This window comes from Roseateles sp., from assembly GCF_047654805.1.
GTDB lineage: Bacteria > Pseudomonadota > Gammaproteobacteria > Burkholderiales > Burkholderiaceae_C > Pelomonas.
Genome location: NZ_JASGIV010000001.1, coordinates 4,791,011 through 4,808,863, shown reverse-complemented (window position 1 = coordinate 4,808,863; position 17,853 = coordinate 4,791,011). Strand labels below are relative to the sequence as shown.

The window sequence follows — 17,853 nt, the reverse complement described above, 5'->3', positions numbered from 1 at the left end:
GGCTCCCGGCGCGGCGCCGAGGTCACACGGCGCTCCACTGCGTCAGCAGCAGCCGCGCGGTGGCGACGTTGGTGGCGCAGGGCACGTCGTGCACGTCGCAGGCGCGCACCAGCGCATTGATGTCGGGTTCGTGCGGCTGCGGCGTCATCGGGTCGCGCAGGAAGATGACGCCTTCCAGGTCGCCCGCGGCCAGCCGGGCGCCGATCTGCAGGTCGCCGCCCATGGGGCCGCTGAGCATGCGCTCGATGTCCAGGCCATGGGCCGCGCTCAGCCGGGTGCCCGTCGTACCGGTAGCCATCAGGCGGCAGCGGCGCAGCAGCGGCAGGAAGTCGGCGGTCAGGGCGACGATGGCGTCCTTCTTGCCATCATGGGCGATCAGAGCGAGTTTCATGGGCGGCGGGCGGTCGGCTGCACAAAGGATTGACGTTACACGCAAGCCACCCTCGTGAATGGGCAAGACTTGGCACATTGGCGTATTGCCGCATCGGCATTCCGCCGGCCGTTGTGGCTTGGATGCGTCCGCCGCGCCACTGCTGCCAGCTCCTGGCAGCATGGCGGGCCAGCCCTCCCAAAACCACCGTAAAGCCATGAACTTCCGCCAACTCCATCAAGGCCCAGGGCTGCTGCAGATCGCCAACGTCTGGGACGCCGGAAGCGCCGTGCTCGTGCAGGCGCTGGGCGTGCGCGCCCTGGCCACGACCAGCGCGGGCCTGGCCTGGGCGCTGGGCTATGCCGACGGCAACCAGCTGCCCATCGAGGAGCACGCGGCCGCGATCCGGCGGATCGCCCGCATCGCCCGCGTGCCGCTGAGCGCCGACAGCGAGGCCGGTTACAGCGACGACCCGGCCAAGGCGGCCGACAACGTCATGCGACTGGCAGAAGCCGGCGCCATGGGGGTCAACCTGGAGGACGGCGCAGGTGAGCCTGCCCTTCTGTGCCTCAAGATCTCGGCGATCAAGGCGGCGGCGGCTCGAGCCGGGATCGACCTTTTCGTGAACGCGCGCTGCGATGTCTACCTGAGGAACCTCGCACCCGGCCGTGCGGCCGACGAGGTACTGCTGCGGGCGCGCGACTACGCGGCGGCCGGCGCCGACGGGTTGTTCGCGGCCGGCGTGACGGCCGTCGCGGACATCGAGGCCCTGGTGGCCGGCCAGCCGCTGCCGCTGAACGTGATGGCGCGGCCTGCGCTGCCGGGCCTGGACGAGCTGCGGCGCCTGGGCGTGCGCCGTATCAGCGCGGGCAGCGCGATCGCTGAGGCGGCCTGGGGCCGTTCGCAGCGGGCGGCGGCGGGCTTCCTGGCCCAGGGCGGCGGTACCGACTTGTTCGACGGCGCGACGCCGTATCCGCAGATCAACGGCGCACTGAGCGCCGCGCCTGCGGGTCAGGGCTGAACGGACACGCGCAACTGCAGCTCGCGCTCCGGCAGGCCGGCTGCATCGTGACTGCTGATGGTGCCGCGGGGTGTCGGCGCCGTGGCCGCGCCGCCGCTGCGGGCGACGGTCTGCCAGCGCTCCAGAGGCAGATCCAGCGTGGACTGGAAGGCCTCGTCGCCGCTGTCCACGCCGAACGCGACGCGCACCGGCGCGCGGCCGCCGGGCCAGGTGGGCGTGACGGTGAAGGACTGTGTGATGCGGCGCTCGCCCTGTCGCGGGCTGGCATAGAGCCGGCGCAGTGCGGCACCCTTGCCGGAGGCCGGGTCGAGTTCGACGACGGCGTCCACCCACTGCAGCGGCTCACGCGTCGTCAACTTCAGGTCGGCGCGCTGGCCGTTCAGCACCAGCAGGCGGCGGACCGGCGGTGGCGTGGCGGCGGCTGTGGACGTAATGACGCCCGGTCCGCGCGGCGACACCGCGCCGGCCGTGCCGATGACGACGGCACCGTCGCGCACACCGCCCTGGGCGGCGCCTGGCAGGTTGCTGTCCACCCAGCGCAGCTCGACGAGGAACTGCACGGCTGGCGGCGCCGCGCCGGCCGCCAGCGGCAGCAGGATCATTGACAGCAACGTGCGGCGCTTCATGCGCGAGAGCTTAGTCCCGGGCCGGCTTGAGGCGCAGCTGCAAAAGCCGGGGTCCGAACAGGTTGATCGCCAGACCGGCCAGCACCAGCGCGGCGGCGACGAGCTTCCAGCCCGGCAGCGGCTCGCCCAGCAGAAGGCTGGCCGAACCCATGCCGAATACCGGTACCAGCAGCGCCATGGGCACGATGCGCCCGGCCGCGTGGCGGGCCAGCAGCCAGCTCCAGGCGCCATAGCCGAACAGCGTGTTGCCCACTGACTGCCACAGCACGGCGGCCCAGGTGCCGAGGTCAGCCGCTGCCACGCCGGCGGCCATCTGCTGTGGGCCGTCGATCAGCCAGGCCAGCGCAAGCAGCGGCGGCACCGCGAAGGCGCTGCTCCAGACGACGTAGGCCAGCATGTCGATGCGGCCGGCGCGCTGCGTCAGCAGATTGGCGCAGGCCCAGGAGAAGGCAGCGGCCAGCACCATGAGCACGCCCAGCGCCGTCGTCGCGCCGTCGGTGTGCGAGGCGATGACGGCCACGCCGCCGGCCGCGAGCGCCAGGCCCAGCCATTGCGTGCCCAGCACCTTTTCCCTGCGGATGCGAACGGCCAGCAACAGCGTGAAGAAGACCTGGGTCTGCACGACCAGCGAGGCCAGGCCGGGCGAGATCTGGCTGCGCATTGCCAGGTACAGCAGACCGAACTGGCCCACGCCGATGAGCACGCCATAGCCGGCCAGGTTGCGCCAGCCTACGGCCGGCCGACGCAGAAAGAAGCAGGCCGGCACCAGCGCGAACGTGAATCGCAGCACGGCCAGCGTCATGGGCGGGAGCGTGTGCAGTGCGTACTTGATGACGACGAAGTTGCTGCCCCAGATGGCCACGACGGCGAGGGCGAGCAGGAAGTGGCGCAGGGGCAGGGGAGCCATGCGGCCACTATGCCAGCCGGGAGCTTCCCCTGGCGCGCGCAGGGCCGCGCGGGCGGTCAGCCCACGTAGCCGCTCAGCAAGGCCCGCGCCCAGTCCGGCCGGCCGTTGCGCTGCGCCAGCTCGGCCATCGCGCGATGGTCGTAGGGCACGGCGTGCTGGCTGCAACGCCAGGCGCCGTCCGAACACTCGACGATGGCGTAGTTCGCATCCGGCGTGCCGCGCTCGACGACATAGCGTTCCGGCTCGTCGTCCACATAGGCCTGAAGGCCCACGCTGCCGGGGTTGACGAGGAGCTGCCCGGCCGTCGTTCGCAGGCAACGCGGCAGGTGGCTGTGGCCACAGGTGATCAAGGCGCTGGTCTGGCCGGCCAGACGCGCGCCGATCTCGGCCTCTGTGGCCAGGCCCAGAACGCCGGCGCGCGGGGTCTCGAGGAAGTGCTCGTCATCGCGCCGCGGCGTGCCGTGGCACAGGAAGATGTCGGGCGCCCACTGCCACATGGGCCGCAGCGTGCGCAGCCAGTCCAGCTCGGTGCTGCCCAGCTGTGATAGCGCGTACCCGTCGGAGGCGCCGCCCGTGCCGGGCTGCCACTCAAGGATCTGGCGTTCGTGGTTGCCCGCCAGCACGGGCCAGCCCGAAGCCATCAGGCATTGCGCCGTCTCGCGCGGCAGCAGGGGGCCGGACAGGTTGTCGCCCAGGCACAGCACCTGGTCGACGCCGCGGCGGGCGATGTCGGCGACCACTGCCTCGAGCGCGGGCAGGTTGCCGTGGATGTCGGAGACGAGGGCGAGGCGCATCGTGGTCCTTCAGTCGTTTCGAGCCGAGTGCCGGGCTGCTTCCAGGCCGGTTAGCCTGGGGTGATGCGCTTGCCGGTCGATCCGGCAGGCATCGCCCTCCCTGCGGCCGGGTGGCCAAGTTGGTACTTGGACGAAGTGCTTCATCCTGCCAGATGCCCCAGCGGCAGCACGCCGCTGGCCTTGACCTCGCCCAGCGAGAAGCTGGTGTGGATGTCCTTGACGTTGGGCAGGTTGAGCAGCGTGTCGATTGAAAAGCGCGAGAAGGCGTCCAGGTCGGTCACCATGACCTGCAGCTCGAAGGTGCCCGTGCCCGAGATGTAGTGGCAGGCGATGACCTCCGGCAACCGGCGGATGGCGTCCTCCAGTGGCTTGGTTGCGGCGCCGGCGCTGCGCTCGGCGTCCAGCCGCACGAAGGCCAGCACGCCCAGGCCCAGCTTGCGGCGATCGATCTCGGCACGGTAGCCGGTGATGTAGCCCTGGTCTTCCAGCCACTTCACGCGCCGCCATGTGGGGGCGGCCGAGAGGCCGATGCGCTGGGCCAGTTCGGCGTTGGACAGGCGGGCATCGGCCTGCAGTTCGGCCAGGATGGCGATGTGATGGCGATCCAGTGCGTCGGCGGTGGGGTCTTCGGAACTCATGGTTTGCCCTGATCGGCTGAATGTCGATATGAATCGAAACGAATTCTGCCAATTCAAGCAAGAAAATTGCCGCAAGACCGATTTCAGGGCGTAATTGAGAAAGCACTCCGCGCCCTCATTTCCATACACTGCCCGGTCCGGCCATACTGGCCCATGGCCCGCGCGGCCGCCTCACAAGGGCAGGTCGAACGGGTCGCCACCCCAGGAGCACCCATCCGATGAACGCCCCGCTGCCCGAACACGTCCTGCGCGCGCTGCAGACCGTCACGCTGGACGACAAGTACGCGCTGGACCATGGCCGCGCCTTCATGAGCGGCGTCCAGGCGTTGGTGCGCCTGCCCATGCTGCAGCGCACGCGTGACGCGATGGCCGGCCTGAACACGGCCGGCTTCATCAGCGGCTACCGCGGCTCGCCGCTGGGGGGGTACGACCAGGCGCTGTGGGCCGCCAAGAAGCATCTGGCCAAGCAGAACATCGTGTTCCAGCCGGGCGTCAACGAGGAACTGGGCGCAACGGCCGTGTGGGGCACGCAGCAACTGGACCTGTTCCCCGAGAAGGCCAAGTTCGACGGCGTGTTCGGGCTCTGGTATGGCAAGGGGCCAGGAGTCGACCGCTGCATCGACGTGTTCAAGCACGCCAACATGGCCGGCACGTCCAAGCATGGCGGCGTCATCGCCATTGCCGGCGACGACCACATCGCCAAGAGCTCCACGGCGGCGCACCAGAGCGACCACGTGTTCAAGGCGGTCGGCTTCCCAACCTTCTTCCCCAGCAGCGTGCAGGACATCCTGGACATGGGCCTGCATGCATTCGCGATGAGCCGCTTCTCCGGCCTCTGGGCTGGGATGAAGACCATCCAGGAGATCGTCGAGTCGTCGGCCTCGGTCAGCGTCGACCCCGACCGCGTCAACATCATCCTGCCCGAGGACTTCGTCGTGCCGCCGGGCGGCCTGCACATCCGCTGGCCCGATCCGCCGCTGGAGCAGGAGTCGCGCATGATGAACTTCAAGTGGTATGCCGCGCTGGCCTACATCCGCGCCAACCGCCTGAACTACAACGTCATCGAAGGGGCCAGCGACCGCTTCGGCATCATCACCAGCGGCAAGGCCTTCAACGACACGCGCCAGGCGCTGCATGACCTGGGCCTGGACGACGACACCTGCCGGCGCATCGGCATCCGGTTGCACAAGGTCAACGTCGTGTGGCCACTGGAGGCGCAGGTGGCGCGCGAGTTCGCGAAGGGCCTGCAGGAGATCCTGGTGGTCGAGGAGAAACGCCAGATCATCGAGTACCAGGTCAAGGAGGAGCTCTACAACTGGCGCTCCGACGTGCGCCCCAACGTGCTCGGCAAGTTCGACGCCGGGGACGGCGAGGGCGGCGAGTGGAGCGTGCCGAATCCCAGCGACCACTGGCTGCTGCGCCCGCAGGCCGACCTGACGCCGGCCATCATCGCCCGCGCCATCGCCAAGCGGCTGAAGAAGCTGGGCGTGGACAGCGACATCGTCGCGCGCCTGGACGCACGCCTGGCGGTCATCGATGCCAAGGAGGCTTCGCTGAAGGCAGAGGAGAAGACCGCCGGTGGTGCCGACCGCACGCCGTGGTTCTGCTCCGGCTGCCCGCACAACACGTCCACGCGCGTGCCCGAGGGCTCGCGCGCCGTGGGCGGCATCGGCTGCCACTACATGGTGACCTGGATGCCCGGCCGCAGCACGGCCACCTTCACGCAGATGGGCGGCGAGGGCGTGCCCTGGGTGGGCCAAGCGCCGTTCACGAACGAGAAGCACATCTTCTCCAACCTGGGCGACGGCACCTACTTCCACAGCGGCAGCCTGGCCATCCGCCAGAGCATCGCCGCAGGCGTGAACATCACCTACAAGATCCTCTACAACGACGCCGTCGCGATGACCGGCGGCCAAACCGTGGGCGAGCGCCCCGAAGGCCACACCGTCATCCAGATCATGAACAGCGTGATCTCGGAAGGCGTCAAGAAGCTGGTCATCGTCACCGACGATCCGGCCAAGTACGAAGGTGTGGCGCTGGCCCCCGGCGTCACGGTGCACCACCGCGACGAGCTGGACCGCATCCAGCGCGAGTTCCGCGAGATCCCCGGCACCACGGCCATCATCTACGACCAGACCTGCGCCACCGAGAAGCGCCGTCGCCGCAAGCGCGGCAAGATGGTCGACCCGGCCAAGCGCGTCGTCATCAACGAGCTGGTCTGCGAGGGCTGCGGCGACTGCTCCATCCAGTCCAACTGCCTGAGCGTGGAGCCGCTGGAGACCGACTTCGGCCGCAAGCGCCAGATCAACCAGAACACCTGCAACAAGGACTACTCCTGCGTGAAGGGCTTCTGCCCCAGCTTCGTCACCGTCGAGGGCGGCGAGCTGAAGAAGCCCAAGAAGGAGGGGCGCAAGAGCCCCTTCGACGCGGCGCTGGGCATGCTGCCCATGCCCGTCGTCCCGAATGCCGACGAGGCCTGGGGCATCGTCGTCGCCGGCGTGGGCGGCACGGGCGTCATCACCATAGGCCAGTTGCTGGGCATGGCGGCGCACCTGGAAGGCAAGGGCGTCATTACGCAGGATGCTGCAGGCCTGGCGCAAAAGGGCGGTGCGACCTGGAGCCACATCCAGATCGCCAACACGCCGGAGGCGATCTACTGCACGAAGGTCGGCACCGCCGAGGCCGACCTCGTCATCGCCTGCGACGCCATCGTGGCTGCCAACAAGAGCACGCTGGCCGTCATGCGCGAGGGCCGAACCTTCGTGGCGCTGAACACGCACGGCTCGCCGACGGCGACGCTGGTGAACGACCCGGACTGGAGTTTCCCGGGGACGGCCTGCGAGCAGGCGCTGGGCAAGGCCGTTGGCGAAGGCCACCTGGGCGCCTTCGATGCCGAGGACGTGGCCGTCAAGCTGCTGGGCGATTCGCTCTATACCAACCCGCTGATGCTGGGCTATGCCTGGCAGCAGGGCCGCATCCCGCTCAGTTACGACGCGCTGATGCGCGCCATCGAGCTCAACGGCGTGCAGATCGACAACAACAAGGCCGCCTTCGAATGGGGCCGTCGCTGCGCGCATGACCTGAAGGCCGTGCAGGCCCTGTATGCGGCCCAGGCCGTCATCCAGCTCGTCAAGCGCCAGAGCGTGGACGAGATCGTCGCCAAGCGCGTGGACTTCCTGACCGGCTACCAGAACGCTGCCTACGCTGCCGAGTACCAGGCCTTCGTCGACAAGGTGCGCGCGGCTGAAGGCCGCCTGGGCAGCAAGACCTCGTTGACCGAGGCCGTCGCCCGCTACCTGTTCAAGCTGATGGCCTACAAGGACGAGTACGAGGTCGCGCGCCTGCACACCGACGCTGCGTTCACCAACAAGGTCGCCGGCATGTTCGAGGGCAACTACAAGCTGGTGCACCATCTCGCGCCGCCGCTGTTCGCGAAGAAGAACGACAAGGGCGAGCTGGTGAAGCGCCCCTTCGGCAGCTGGATCCGTCCCGCCTTCGGCCTGCTGGCCGGGATGAAGGGCTTGCGCGGCACGGCCTTCGACGTCTTCGGCTACACCGAGGAGCGCAGGATGGAGCGCCGCTGGATTGCCGACTATCGCGCCGGCATCGAGAAGGCATTGGCCGGCTTGAGCCCCGAGTCACTGGCGGCGGCCGTCGAGCTGGCCCGCGTCCCGGAGGACATCCGTGGTTACGGCCACGTGAAGGCTCGCCACGAGAAGGCTGCCAAGGCCAAGTGGGACACGCTGCTGGCCAAGGTCTGACCGCGCGTCTGCGTTGATGCACCTTCGAAGCCCCGCAGCCGCGGGGCTTCGTCCATTCAGGGACGGACTGTCGAGTGTTGCAGCACGATGAGCCAGCGGCCCCCGATGCGCTGGTAGGCGAAGCTGTAGCGCGCCGGCTTGTTGCGGACCTGGCCGCCGGACTGCTCGCTGAACTCATACTCGCCCGAGCGCACGGCCGTGTCGCCGAACAGCTTCAGGTTGCCAACGATCCAGCGCATGCGCGCCGTAGGCCGTTGCGCCATCTGGTCGAAGAACTCGGGCAGCGCGGCACCCTCCAGGGGCACGGCTGAATACTCGTCGTCGGTGATCAGTGCGCCCGGCGCATACAGCGACTGCAGCCGCCGCGCATCGCGAGCGTTGTAGGCGTCCTTCCACTCTTGCAGCGCCTGCATCAAGTCGTTGACACACTGACTGCGCGGATCGTCGCAGCGCAGCGGCGGCGATACGCTCAGCCGCGGCGTCGTCGTGCAGCCGCTGCCCAGCGCCATCAGCAGCAGGGCTGCCGCCGCCGTGCGTGGCATCCGTCTCGGGTTGTTGAGCGCCACCATCACGTTTTCCTTGCCTTGTTGCGCGCATTGAACGACAGGCCGAGATCGGGCGCAGCGCGGAAAAACGCCGATGTGCGCACAGACGTGACGCGACGCGGGGGCACCCGTCACCTAAAGTGCGACGCATGCGTCGCCGCCTCGCCCTGCAACTCGGCCTGATGCCAGGGTTGCTGCCGGCCGCCCAGGCTCAACCACAACCCCTGGTCCTGCGCTCGTCCGCCCAGGCCGGCTTCGCGCACAAGTACAACCCGGGTGGCGTCGGGCCGCAGGGCTTTTGCATCGAGTACATCCAGGCGCTCAAGCGCATCGAACCTGGCCTGGACTTCACCGGCTTGCAGGAGATGCTGCCGACACTGCGCATCGAGCAGGACCTGGCGGCAGGCCGCATCGAAGTGTTCTTCGCGATGCTGAAGACGCCCGAGCGCGAGGCACTGTTCCGCTTCGCCGACAACCCGCGCATCTACACCATCTTCCACCAGATTGCGGTGCTGGCCTCGGACACGCAGGCAGAGCAGGTGCGTGGCTTCGGCGACCTGCGCGCGCTCGGTGGCGAGGGGCGTGTGCTCACCACCAAGGGCAGTGGTTACGCCGCCTTCCTTCGGGAGCAGGCGGGGCTCGACGTGGACGATGGCGCGACGACCATTGACCAGAACCTGCGCAAGCTCGTCGGCGCGCGGGCCCGGTTCCTCTACGACTCGGAGTCCTCGCTGCGGCGTGCGATCCAGGCGCAGGGGTTGCAGGACCAGGTGCGTATCCTGCCTGCCGTCTTTCGGCGGCAGGACCTGCTGCTGGCCTACACGCCCGGCCTGGCACCGGAGCGCCTCGCCCGCGTCCTTGCCGCCATGCGGGCGCTGGAGGCCAGCGGCGCGGCCGGCCGGCTGCGGGCCGGCTACGGACTGAGCTGAAGTGAAACTTCCCCTCGGCTCGCAATCCCTGAGCGGGACGGCGCCCGGGCCTGCCTAGACTGCGGCCCTTTCCAAGGGAGAAGACATGAAGAACATGCTGCACGGCCTGCTGGCCGCCATCGTCCTGTGCCTGGGCTGCACGGCCCGCGCGGCCGACACACCCGAGAACCCCGCCTGGACCGAAGCCAAGGCGGCGGCCAAGGCCGGCCCAGCCGACATCGCCATCGCCGGCCAGGCCACGCTGCACCTGCCGGCCGATCGCGTCTTCATCCCGCAGCCCCAGGCCGGCAAGCTGCTGACCGCGATGGGAAACCCGGGCGAACATAGCGAGCTGACCGGGCTGATCTTTCCCCAGGGCGATGCGCAGTGGTTCGCGACGCTGCGCTACATCGCGTCTGGCTACGTCAAGGACGGCGACGCCAAGGAATGGAAGGCCGACGACCTGCTGGCCAGCTACAAGGAAGGTACCGAGGCCGGCAACGAGGAGCGCAGGAAGATGGGCGTGGCGCCCATCGAGATCACCGGATGGGCGGAGGTGCCGGCCTACGAGGCGACGACCCACCGTCTCGTCTGGGCGATGAGCTCCAAGGAGAAAGGTGCGCCGGCCGATGCCGGCCAGGGCGTCAACTACAACACCTACGCGTTGGGCCGCGAGGGCTACCTGAGCCTGAATTTCGTCACCGGCCTGAAGGAGCTGCCGGCGCAGAAGCCCGATGCCAAGGCGCTGTTGGGGGCGCTGGAGTTCGACAAGGGCAAGCGCTACGAGGATTTCGACGCATCCACCGACCACGTCGCGGAGTACGGACTCGCGGCTCTGGTGCTGGGCGTGGGTGCGAAGAAGCTGGGCCTGCTGGCCGTCATCTTCGCTTTCGTCGCCAAGTTCGCCAAGATCATCTTCATCGCGGTCATCGGCATCGGTGCGGCGGTCACGAAGTTCGTCAAGCGCGGGAAGCCGGCGGCCTGATGCTGAAACTGCTCGCGCTGGCGCTGTCGGGCGCCAAGTTCGGCAAGCTGCTGACCACCGGCGGGACCATGCTGGTCTCGCTGGTCGTCTACGCGTGGATCTTCGGCTGGCGGTATGCGGCCGGTTTCATCGTGCTGCTCTTCGTGCACGAGATGGGCCACTTCATCGCGGCGCGCCACAAGGGCCTGAATGTCGGCGCGCCCACCTTCATCCCCTTCGTCGGCGCCTGGGTGGAACTGAAGGACATGCCTCACGACGCACAGACCGAGGCATTCGTGGGCCTGGGCGGCCCGCTGCTCGGCACGGTGGGCGCGACGCTGGCCTATCTGCTGGCGCGCAGCTGGGATGCGGACTGGCTGCTGGCCGTGGCCTACAGCGGCTTTTTCCTGAACCTGTTCAACCTCATCCCGCTGTCGCCCTTCGACGGCGGCCGCATCACGGCCGTGTTGTCGCCCCGCATCTGGCTGCTGGGGGCGCCGCTGCTCGTCGCGCTGTTCTTCTGGCGGCCCAGCCCCATGCTGATCCTGATGGCCGTGCTGGCCTGGCCGCAGCTCGTCAAGGCCTGGAAGCACCGCGGCGACAGCCCCGAGGCCCAGACCTACTACGCGGTGCCCGCCGCGGTGAAGTGGGAGTACGCGACCTACTATCTGGTGCTGGCTGCCTACCTTGCCGTCATGTGCCACGAAGTGCACGAGATGCTTGCGCATTTGCGTCATTGAACTTCGCGGCACGCGCAGGGCCCGCGTCCTAGACTGGGCCATGCTGTTCCGCTCCTTCGCCCGGTGACGCCGCGCCACCTTGGATCCGGGCTGGCGATGGCCATGCTGGGCGCCATCGGCTTCTCGGGCAAGGCCATCATCGTCAAGCTCGCCTACCGCCATGGCGTCGATGCCGTCACGCTGCTGATGTGGCGCATGCTGCTGGCGTTCCCGCTGTTCCTGCTGCTGGCCTGGTGGGCCGGCCGGGGCAAGCCGCGGCTGACGGCACGCGACTGGCGCGACATCGTGGTGCTGGGCTTCACCGGCTACTACCTCGCCAGCTATCTGGACTTCGCCGGCCTGGCCTACATCTCGGCGAGCCTGGAACGGCTCATCCTGTACCTGAACCCGACGCTGGTGTTGCTGCTGTCGGTGTTGTTCTTCCATCACCGGCTGCAGGGGCGCCAGGTGCTTGCGCTGGCAATCAGCTATGCAGGCGTCGTCGCGGTGTTCGCCCATGAGCTGCATTTCGAAGGCAGCGCCACAGCCCTGGGCGCCGCGCTGGTGTTCGGCAGCGCCGTCAGCTATGCGATCTACCTGGCGCTCAGCGGCAAGGTCGTGCAGCGCCTGGGTGCGCTGCGACTGACCGGCCTGGCCAGCAGCGTCGCCTGCGTGCTGTGCATCGCCCAGTTCCTGGCGCTGCGACCGCTAGGCGATGCCTGGGTCAGCGAGCCGGTGCTGTGGCTGTCGCTGCTGAACGCCACCGCCTGCACGGTGGCACCCGTGCTGATGGTCATGCTGGCCATCTCCCGCATCGGTGCGCCCCTGGCGGCCCAGGTCGGCATGGTGGGGCCCATGAGCACCATCCTGATGGGGTGGTTCATCCTCGACGAGCCGATGAACGGCTGGATCGCCGTTGGCACGGTGCTGGTGCTGGGTGGAGTCTTCCTCGTGGGGCTGAAAAAGGGTGCCCGCTGAAGCGGATTGACCCCAGAGGGGCGGCTGTGTTCAAAATCGCTGAACATTGGCGACAAGGCCGATGAACCGAACCCCGGTCGCCCGGGAACACACTGCATGCCCATGACGAGCTCCGCCCGCTATACCCCCGTCGCCATCGTGCTGCACTGGCTGCTCGCGCTGGCCATCGTCGGCGCCTTCTGCATGGGCGTGTACATGGCCGACCTGCCGTTCTCGCCGACTCGGCTCAAGCTCTACAACTGGCACAAGTGGGCAGGTGTCACCATCCTGGCGCTGTCCGCGTTGCGCCTGCTGTGGCGCATCACGCACCGCCCGCCGGCGGACCTGCCCATGCCGGCCTGGCAGGCCGGTCTCGCGCACGCCACGCACGCCCTGCTCTACATCGCCTTCTTCGCCGTGCCGCTGACCGGCTGGGCGATGAGCTCGGCGAAGGGCTTCCCCATCGTCTGGTTCGGCGTGCTGCCGCTGCCCGACTTCGTGCCCAAGGACCAGGATCTCGGCAAGCTGCTGGAAGAGGTCCACGGCTGGCTGGCCTATGGCCTGGCCGCGCTGGTGCTGGCCCATGTGGCCGGTGCGCTCAAGCATCAATTCATCGACCGCGACGGCCTGCTGGCCCGCATGTCCCTGCGCCGCTCCTGAACGAGGACTTTCCGCCATGACGAAACTGTTCGCCTCCCTGCTGCTCGCCGCGGCAATCCTGCCCGTCCAGGCCGCCACGCTGCAGCCCGAGAAGAGCGACCTCAGCTTCACCTTCAAGCAGATGGGCGTGCCGGTCGACGGCAAGTTCCGCAAGTTCGAGGCCCAGCTGGATTTCGACGCCAAGAAGCCCGAGGCCGGCAAGATCGCCTTCACGGTGGACCTCGGCAGCGTCTCCCTCGGCGACCCAAGCTTCGACAAAGAGGTGGCTGGCACGCCGTGGTTCGACACCAAGCGCAACGGCAAGGCCACGTTCGTGTCCAGCGGCATCAAGCCCACCGGCCCCGGCAAGTACGACGTGGCCGGCAAGCTGACCATCAAGGGCGCCAGCCGCGACGTCGTCGTGCCGATCACGCTGGCCTCGGGCGTCGCTGCGGGCAGCGTGGCCATCAAGCGCCTGGATTTCAAGATCGGCGACGGCGAATGGGCCGACACCTCCATGGTCGCCAACGACGTCACCGTCAAGTTCAAGCTGGCCTTCAGCGGCCTGTAATCTCACCCAACCAACCCCACCCTCGGAGACCCCCGATGAAGAAAGCCCTGTTCCTCACCGCCCTGCTGGCTGCCGCCGGCGCCGCCCAGGCCCAGAGTGGCACCTATGCCATCGATCCCACCCATACCCAGGTGTTCTTCGAGGCCAAGCATTTCGGCACCAGCACCAACCGCGGTCGCTGGGACAAGAAGGAAGGCACCGTCACGCTGGACAAGGCCGCCAAGACCGGCAAGGTCGAGATCACGCTGGACATGAGCTCCATCTCCACCGGCATCGGCCCGTTCGATGGCCACCTGAAGGGCAACGACTTCTTCGGCGTGGAGCAGTTCCCGACCGCCAAGTTCGTCGGCGACAAGTTCGTCTTCAACGGCGACAAGGTCACCAGCGTGTCCGGCGTGCTGACGCTGCGCGACAAGACCAACCCCGTCACGCTGACGGCCACCAGCTTCAACTGCTACGAGAACCCGCGCCTGAAGCGCGAGGTCTGCGGCGGCGACTTCGAGACCACCATCCAGCGCAGCCAGTGGGGCGTGAGCTACGGCGTGCCGGCCATTCCCGATGCCGTGCGCCTGCTGATCCAGGTCGAAGCCATCAAGCAGCCCTAATCGCTGCAGGCTCGCGCCTCGAGGCCCGCCCATCGGCGGGCCTCGTCGTTTCTGCCTCGACGGCCTGTCGCATGCCGCTGCAGTTCGTCCCCCGGGCGGGCCGGAGCGTCGCTTCGGCCACACGCCACGCAAAACGCTTGCGTACAGTGGCTCCCAACGACGATTCCTGGCCATGAGCACCTCCTTCACCCCCAGCCCCCAGCAAAAGCTCTGGATCGAGCGCTGGCAGCGCTTTGCCACGACAGTGGTGCGCTACTTCCACATCTACGCCGGCTGGCTGGTTGGCATCAGCTGGAAGCGCTTCGTGCTGCTGTCGCTGGCGTTGCTGATCGGCGTCAACGTGCTGAAGAACCTGCCGCCCTTCACCTGGCGCGTCAGCGAGCAGGTCGAGCAGAGCGACCGCAGCGCCGCGCGTCGCCAGGCCAAGCTGGAGGCCGAGGCCAAGAAGGCGGCCGACCTCGCCCGCAAGGCTGCCGAGAAGGCGGCCGAGAAAGCCGCGGCGAAGGGCGGCAGCGACAAGGGCGTGCACTACGAAGTGAAGATCGACGAGCGCGGCCTGCGCATCCAGCCCGTGCGCTCCGCGTCCGCCGCCAGCGCCGCCGCTGACGAGGGGGGCGAGCCCAAGGCCGACGACGCTCCCGGCATCTCGATCGAATTCCCCAAGAGCGCCCGTCCCGAGGACATCCGCGCCGCGGTGGACCAGGCCAAGGAGCAGCTCAGCGAGCTCAAGCAGGAGGCCGAGGACGTCAAGCAGGCCCAGCAGGCCGCCGCCGAAGCCCAGGCCGCCCTGCAGGAGGCCGTCGACGAGGCCCGCGATGCCCAGAGCCGCCGGCGCGTCACCGTCGTGTACGCCGGCGACTCCCTGGTCGATCTCGCCATCCTGTGGATCCTGGCCTCGGCCGTCATCAAGGCCATGTACAAGGGCCGCATCCAGGCCGAGGTCAAGGCAGCGCAGGCCGCCGAGAACGCGGAGAGCGAGGCCCTCAAGCGCCAGGTCGTCGAGGCGCGCATGGCTGCCATGCAGGCCCAGGTCGAACCGCATTTCCTGTTCAACACGCTGGCCAGCATCGACCACCTGATCGAGGTGGACCCGCCGCGCGCCAGCCAGATGCAGAAGAACCTCATCGCGCTGCTGCGCGCCTCCATGCCCACCATGCGAGAGGCCAATGCCAACGGCGCCGTGCGCGACCTGGGCCGCGAGCTGGCCGTCATCCGTCCCTATCTCGAGATCCTGAAGATGCGCATGGAAGAGCGCCTGCAGACTGAGATCGACGTGCCCGAGGGCCTGCTGTCCGCCGAGTTCCCGCCCATGATGATCCAGGGCCTGGTCGAGAACGCCATCAAGCATGGCCTGGAGCCCAAGGCCGAGGGCGGCACGCTGAAGGTCAAGGCGGAGATCGTGCACGGCAAGCTGGCCGTCACGGTGGCCGACACCGGCCTTGGCTTCGGCCGCGCTGCCACCTCCGGCACCGGTGTGGGCCTGGCCAACATCCGCGAGCGCCTGCAACTGCTGCATGGCAGCAAGGCCAGCGTCACCGTCACAGAGAACCAACCCAGCGGCACGGTCGTCACCATCACCGTGCCCTACCGCAGCCGCAACGAAGAAGGAGCCGCAGCATGAAGACCCTGTTCAAGATCCTGTTCATCGGCACCGCGCTGATGGTCCTGATGGCGATGTTTGGCGGCTTCGCGCTGCTGCATCACCATGGCGGGCCGGACATGCACATCGTGCTGGACGACGGCGAGTTCTTCCTGGGTGGCGGGGGCGTCGGTGACTGGTTGGGCGCCAGCATCGGCCTGTTCGTCGCCGGCGTCGTCTGCGTGATCGTGCTGCCCCTGGTGCTGTTGCTGGGCGTGGCGCTGCCGCTGCTCATCGTCGGCGGCGTGCTGGCGCTGATCGTCGCCAGCCTGCTGGGCGTCGGTGCGGTGCTCGGCTCGCCGCTGATCCTGCTGGGCCTGCTGCTCTTCGTGGTGCTGCGCAACCGCAGCCGCGCCAACGCTGCCAAATCGACGTCGGTCTGATCTAGCATCCGCGGCCATGAACACAGCAGCCCCCATCCGCGCCGTTCTGGCCGACGACGAACGCTTGATGCGCGAGCAACTGCGCAGCCGACTGACCGAGGTCTGGCCCGAGCTGGACATCGTTGCAGAGGCCAAGAACGGCCTCGAGGCCGTCGAGCTGACCAAGGAACACAAGCCCGATCTGGTCTTTCTCGACATCCGCATGCCGGGACTGACCGGGGTGGACGCCGCCCGCCAGATCGCCCAGTTGCCCGAGGACGACGACTGGCTGGTGCCGGAGATCGTCTTCATCACTGCCTACGATCAGTACGCCGTCGAGGCCTTCGAGCAGGGCGTGGCCGACTACGTGCTCAAGCCCGCCGAGCGCGAGCGCCTGCAGCTGACGGTGGCGCGCATCAAGAAGCGCCTGGCCCAGCGCGAGGGCAGCGAGACGGTCGAGACCTCGTCGGCGCCGTTGCAGCAGCTGCTGCACAAGCTGTCCGCCCAAGTCAGCGGCGGCGGCGGCAAGCCCAACTACCTGCAATGGATCCAGGCCACGGTGGGCCAGGCCATCCAGATGATCCCGGTCGAGGACGTGCTGTTCTTCATCAGCGACGAGAAGTACACCCGGGTGCAGACGGCCAAGGTGGAGGCGCTGATCCGCAAGCCCATCAAGGAGCTGGTGGACGAGCTGGACCCGCAGTTGTTCTGGCAGATCCATCGCTCCACGCTGGTCAACGCACGTGCGATCGACGGCATCACGCGCGACTTCCGCGGCCGCCAGCTGGTGGGCGTGAAAGGCCTTGCCGAGAAGCTGGAAGTCAGCCGCAGCTACACCCACCTTTTCAAGGGGATGTAGGCCGCGGCGCCGCCAGTGCGGCGATCAGCTCCCACAGCTTCTGGGCCGCCGGCGCCAGCGTGCGCTGGCGCCGGCGCGCCAGCACCACCTGGCGGTTCAGCGCAGCCTCCAGCGGCACGGCGCGCAGCGCCGCGGCGTCGGGCAGCGGCAGCGACAAGGCCGGCAGCACCGACACCCCCAGCCCCGCTTGCACCATGCGGAAGGCCGTGGCCGGGTGGCCCACGTCGAGGGCCACCTGTGGAACCACGCCCGCGCGCGCGAAGGCGCGGTCGATCAGCGGGCGGCTGCCCGAGCTGTAGTCCAGCAGCACCAGGGGCCGGCCGCCCAGGTCCGGCAGGCTCAGCAGGGGGCGGTCGGCCAGTTCGTGTGCCGCGGGGCAGACGAGGACGAAGCGCTCATCGAACAGCGGCTGCTGTTCCAGGTCCGGCTCGGCGGCGTCCATGCCGACGAGCACGGCGAAATCCACCTCGCCGCTGCGCACCGCCTCGATGGCCAGCTGCTGGGACTGGTCGCCCAGCCGCACCTGGATATCGGGGTAGCGCTGCTGCGCGGCGGCCAGCACCTGGGGCATCAGCCCGCCCGAGATCGTCGGTGCGCTTGCCACGCGCACGATGCCGCGTGCCGCCGCACCCGAACCGCGCGCCTCGTCCAGCACGCCGTCCAGCTCGCCCAGCAGCCGGCGCAGCGGGCCGACGAGGGCCTGGCCGGCTGCCGTCAGCACCACCTCGCGCGTCGTGCGGTCCAGCAGCTTCAAACCCAGCTCGACCTCCAGGCCGCGGATCGCCTGGCTGACTGCGGGCTGCGACAGGCCGATGCTGTCACCGGCCCGGCCGAAGCCCTGGTGCTCGGCCACGGCCAGCAGCACGCGCAACTGGCGCAGCGTGACGTGGGGTGAGGACATGGGGGAGTGTGTCGGGCAATTGATTTGCTAGTTGGATTAAATCATCCGATTAATCCATTTCCCAACT

At 68.5% G+C, this 17,853-nt stretch carries 19 protein-coding genes; 12 read left to right on the top strand and 7 right to left on the bottom strand.

Annotated elements, in window-relative coordinates; genetic code table 11:
- Positions 1-22: 22 nt before the first annotated feature.
- Complete coding sequence (locus tag QM732_RS21675) at positions 23-391, bottom strand: methylglyoxal synthase (RefSeq protein WP_415658162.1); 369 nt, start codon at positions 389-391, stop codon at positions 23-25.
- A gap of 196 nt (positions 392-587) precedes the next feature.
- On the opposite strand from QM732_RS21675, the gene QM732_RS21670 reads away from it, so the two are divergent.
- The gene (locus QM732_RS21670) at positions 588-1,391 is read left to right on the top strand and encodes an isocitrate lyase/PEP mutase family protein (protein ID WP_415658161.1); all 804 of its coding nucleotides are present in this window, start codon (positions 588-590) and stop codon (positions 1,389-1,391) included.
- On the opposite strand, the gene QM732_RS21665 is transcribed toward QM732_RS21670, so the two are convergent.
- From QM732_RS21665 to QM732_RS21650, 4 genes are all read right to left on the bottom strand, one after another.
- Complete coding sequence (locus tag QM732_RS21665) at positions 1,382-2,017, bottom strand: hypothetical protein (RefSeq protein WP_415658160.1); 636 nt, start codon at positions 2,015-2,017, stop codon at positions 1,382-1,384. The genes QM732_RS21670 and QM732_RS21665 overlap by 10 nt on opposite strands.
- A 10-nt stretch (positions 2,018-2,027) precedes the next feature.
- On the bottom strand, positions 2,028-2,915 hold the full coding sequence (locus tag QM732_RS21660; RefSeq protein ID WP_415659427.1) for an EamA family transporter: 888 nt from the start codon (positions 2,913-2,915) through the stop codon (positions 2,028-2,030).
- A 65-nt stretch (positions 2,916-2,980) separates the two neighbouring features.
- A complete protein-coding gene (locus tag QM732_RS21655) occupies positions 2,981-3,718 on the bottom strand; it encodes a metallophosphoesterase family protein (protein WP_415658159.1) in 738 nt (245 codons plus the stop codon).
- Positions 3,719-3,858: 140 nt separating this feature from the next.
- Complete coding sequence (locus QM732_RS21650; RefSeq protein WP_415658158.1) at positions 3,859-4,356, bottom strand: Lrp/AsnC family transcriptional regulator; 498 nt, start codon at positions 4,354-4,356, stop codon at positions 3,859-3,861.
- Between the two features lie 218 nt (positions 4,357-4,574).
- On the opposite strand from QM732_RS21650, the gene QM732_RS21645 reads away from it, so the two are divergent.
- Complete coding sequence (locus QM732_RS21645; RefSeq protein ID WP_415658157.1) at positions 4,575-8,117, top strand: indolepyruvate ferredoxin oxidoreductase family protein; 3,543 nt, start codon at positions 4,575-4,577, stop codon at positions 8,115-8,117.
- A gap of 56 nt (positions 8,118-8,173) precedes the next feature.
- Here QM732_RS21645 and QM732_RS21640 read toward each other — a convergent pair whose 3' ends face one another.
- Positions 8,174-8,686, bottom strand: coding sequence for a DUF4440 domain-containing protein (locus tag QM732_RS21640; protein WP_415658156.1), 513 nt, complete (start codon positions 8,684-8,686; stop codon positions 8,174-8,176).
- Between the two features lie 125 nt (positions 8,687-8,811).
- Between QM732_RS21640 and QM732_RS21635 the strand changes: the two genes are divergently transcribed.
- From QM732_RS21635 to QM732_RS21590, 10 genes are all read left to right on the top strand, one after another.
- Entirely contained in the window at positions 8,812-9,591 is a 780-nt protein-coding gene (locus tag QM732_RS21635) for a substrate-binding periplasmic protein (protein WP_415658155.1), read from the top strand.
- 85 nt (positions 9,592-9,676) lie between these two features.
- Positions 9,677-10,555, top strand: a complete 879-nt coding sequence (locus QM732_RS21630) for a DUF2167 domain-containing protein (RefSeq protein WP_415658154.1) — start codon at positions 9,677-9,679, stop codon at positions 10,553-10,555.
- Positions 10,555-11,274 (top strand): site-2 protease family protein, encoded by a 720-nt coding sequence (locus tag QM732_RS21625; RefSeq protein ID WP_415658153.1) that lies wholly within the window; start codon positions 10,555-10,557, stop codon positions 11,272-11,274. Before QM732_RS21630 ends, QM732_RS21625 begins: the two co-directional genes overlap by 1 nt.
- 102 nt (positions 11,275-11,376) lie before the next feature.
- The gene (locus QM732_RS21620) at positions 11,377-12,231 is read left to right on the top strand and encodes a DMT family transporter (protein WP_415658152.1); all 855 of its coding nucleotides are present in this window, start codon (positions 11,377-11,379) and stop codon (positions 12,229-12,231) included.
- A 102-nt stretch (positions 12,232-12,333) separates the two neighbouring features.
- Positions 12,334-12,870 carry a cytochrome b gene (locus tag QM732_RS21615; RefSeq protein ID WP_415658151.1) on the top strand — a complete coding sequence of 179 codons (537 nt, stop codon included), beginning with the start codon at positions 12,334-12,336 and terminating at the stop codon, positions 12,868-12,870.
- Between the two features lie 16 nt (positions 12,871-12,886).
- Positions 12,887-13,420 carry a YceI family protein gene (locus QM732_RS21610; protein WP_415658150.1) on the top strand — a complete coding sequence of 178 codons (534 nt, stop codon included), beginning with the start codon at positions 12,887-12,889 and terminating at the stop codon, positions 13,418-13,420.
- Positions 13,421-13,455: 35 nt separating this feature from the next.
- Positions 13,456-14,025: a YceI family protein gene (locus QM732_RS21605; protein ID WP_415658149.1), complete on the top strand. Its 570-nt coding sequence runs from the start codon at positions 13,456-13,458 to the stop codon at positions 14,023-14,025.
- Positions 14,026-14,197: 172 nt separating this feature from the next.
- Complete coding sequence (locus QM732_RS21600; RefSeq protein WP_415658148.1) at positions 14,198-15,646, top strand: sensor histidine kinase; 1,449 nt, start codon at positions 14,198-14,200, stop codon at positions 15,644-15,646.
- Positions 15,643-16,047 carry a hypothetical protein gene (locus tag QM732_RS21595; RefSeq protein ID WP_415658147.1) on the top strand — a complete coding sequence of 135 codons (405 nt, stop codon included), beginning with the start codon at positions 15,643-15,645 and terminating at the stop codon, positions 16,045-16,047. The genes QM732_RS21600 and QM732_RS21595 overlap by 4 nt, the downstream gene beginning before the upstream one ends.
- Before the next feature lie 16 nt (positions 16,048-16,063).
- On the top strand, positions 16,064-16,885 hold the full coding sequence (locus tag QM732_RS21590; protein ID WP_415658146.1) for a LytR/AlgR family response regulator transcription factor: 822 nt from the start codon (positions 16,064-16,066) through the stop codon (positions 16,883-16,885).
- Here QM732_RS21590 and QM732_RS21585 read toward each other — a convergent pair.
- Complete coding sequence (locus QM732_RS21585) at positions 16,872-17,786, bottom strand: LysR family transcriptional regulator (protein ID WP_415658145.1); 915 nt, start codon at positions 17,784-17,786, stop codon at positions 16,872-16,874. The genes QM732_RS21590 and QM732_RS21585 overlap by 14 nt on opposite strands.
- Positions 17,787-17,853: the final 67 nt, after the last annotated feature.